This window comes from Synechococcus sp. H55.9 (assembly GCF_047462355.1).
Taxonomy (GTDB): Bacteria; Cyanobacteriota; Cyanobacteriia; order Thermostichales; family Thermostichaceae; genus Thermostichus.
Window position 1 is genome coordinate 7,135 of the sequence record NZ_JANSJB010000098.1, and the last position, 2,128, is coordinate 9,262.

2 protein-coding genes are annotated in these 2,128 nt (G+C 64.1%); one reads left to right on the plus strand and one right to left on the minus strand.

Going from position 1 to position 2,128, the window contains the following annotated elements:
- On the plus strand, positions 1–1,014 hold a 1,014-nt coding region (locus NW857_RS11130; RefSeq protein ID WP_414368959.1), incomplete at its 5' end, for an EAL domain-containing protein.
- Here the strand turns inward: NW857_RS11130 and NW857_RS11135 are convergent.
- The coding region (locus NW857_RS11135; protein ID WP_414368961.1) for an MFS transporter at positions 965–2,128 on the minus strand (1,164 nt) is incomplete at its 5' end. The two genes, NW857_RS11130 and NW857_RS11135, sit on opposite strands and share 50 nt — an antisense overlap.

The window sequence follows — 2,128 nt, forward strand, 5'->3', positions numbered from 1 at the left end:
TTTCTCTGGCTGCCCACTCCTCATACCCACCAGAAGCTCTGGCGGGCTCTGGAGGCCAAGACAGAGGTTCCCGTGCAAGTTTTAGAAGACCTTGGCCTAGTTGTTGCCATTGCCCAGGGAGCCCTTAAGAAGACCCTGGAGACAATGGCTGATATTCTCTCGCAAGAAGAGATGCGGGCCAGCCGCGCCCTGTTTTTGGCCGGAGATAGGGATCCCTGCTGGCAAGATTGCGCCCGGGTGGAGTCGCTGCTGCAGTTGTTCCACCGCACCCAAGCTGGGCTTTTGTTGGAAGTGTTGAAGGAAGACCGTCTCACCACCTACTTTCAGCCCATTGTCCGGGCGCAGGATCCCACTTGTGTGGTGGGCCACGAGGCGCTGGTGCGGGGGTTGGACAAAGAGGGCAAGGTGATTGGGCCGGGCTTGCTCTTTGCCATGGCCCGCGAGGCCGGGCTGCTCTACCACTTGGACTTGGCCGCCCGCCGCACGGCCATTGCCGCGGCCACCCAGCACCGCTTACAAGGGGATCTCTTCATCAACTTCAGCCCTACGGCTATCTACGACCCGGCCTTTTGCCTGCGCTCCACCGTCTGGGCCATCAGCCGCGCCGGGATCCCGCCCCAGCGGGTGGTGTTTGAGGTCAACGAATCCGACCGCAGCCCCGATTTGAACCACTTGCAGCGGATTTTGCGCTTCTATCGGCAGGCGGGCTTTCGGGTGGCGCTGGATGACCTGGGCGCCGGCTACGGCTCCCTGAACCTGTTGCACCAGGTGCAGCCGGATCTCATCAAGCTGGATAGGGAGCTCATTCGCGGCGTCGATCGGGATCCCTATAAGGCGGTGATTGCCGAGAAACTGCTGGAGCTGGCTCAAAAGCTGGGGATCACTACCCTGGCGGAAGGGATCGAAACGGCAGGAGAGCTGCAGTGGGTGCGCGACCGCGGCGTAGATCTGGTGCAGGGCTTTTTCATCGCCCGGCCCCAGCCTGTCCCCTTAGGATTAAGACCCAGAGGATAGCTGCCCCCGCGGCTTGAGCGGCTACCGAGAAGATGACCAAAGCGGGGAGAAAGAGATCGTAGAGCACCCCCATCAGGGCGCTGCCCAAAAACCAGGCCAGGCCGTAGATGCTGGTAAACAGCCCAAAGGCAAAGCCCCTCGCCTGGGCGGCCACCATGCCGGCTACTGCTGCCTTCATGACCGATTCCTGGGCGCCCAGGCCAATCCCCCAGAGCAGCATGCCCACCACCGTCAGCCCGTAGCTGCCGGAAAAGGCCAGCGGCGCAAAACCGGCAGACAGGACCACCGCCCCCAACAGGCTCCCCAGCCCAATGCGGTCGAATAGCCAGCCCCAGCCCAGGGCGGCTAGGGCATCCACCCCCATGGCCAGGGCGTAGAGCAAGGGGATCCCTGCCGCCTCGCCACCTTGCTGCTGCAGGTGCAGGGCAATGAGGGAAAAGTCGGCAAACCCCATGGCCACACAGGCCGCTGCTGTGAGATAGAGCCAAAAGACCCTGGAAAAGCCTTTTGCTGGAGCGGTTTCCGGCTCCGGCTCAAAGTCGCGCGGGGTGGGATACAGCCATTGGGCCAGCCCCAGCACCCCCAGCCCCAGGGCCGCCGGGATCCCCAAGGCCAAGAATGCGCCTTGGAACCCGTAGCCGGCGGCAACCATTCCTGCCACTAGCAGCGGCCCTCCCACCGCCCCAATTTGATCCAAGGTCTCGTGCAGGCCAAACCCAATGCCCTGGCCCACCTGCAGCGCCGCATGGGAGAGCAACAGGTCCCGTGGCGGGGTGCGGATCCCTTTGCCCAGGCGCTCGGCCAGCAAAAGCAAAGCAGCCCCAGGCCAACTGCTCACCCAGGCCAGAGCGGGGATCACCGCCGTGTTGAGGACATAGCCCAGGGTGGTGAGCTGCCACTGCCCTCGACTGCGGTGCACGGGATCCCTACTGAGCCGGTCGCTCCAGTAGCCCACGCCCAGGCGCAGCCCATAGGCCAGCAGCTCCCCCCCGCCGGCCACCAGGCCCACCACCGTGCCACTGGCCCCCAGGGATCCCAAAAAAGCTCCGGAGATGCTGCGGGCCCCCTCGTAGGTGGCGTCGGCGCAGAGGCTGACGATCCCCAGCAAAACAAT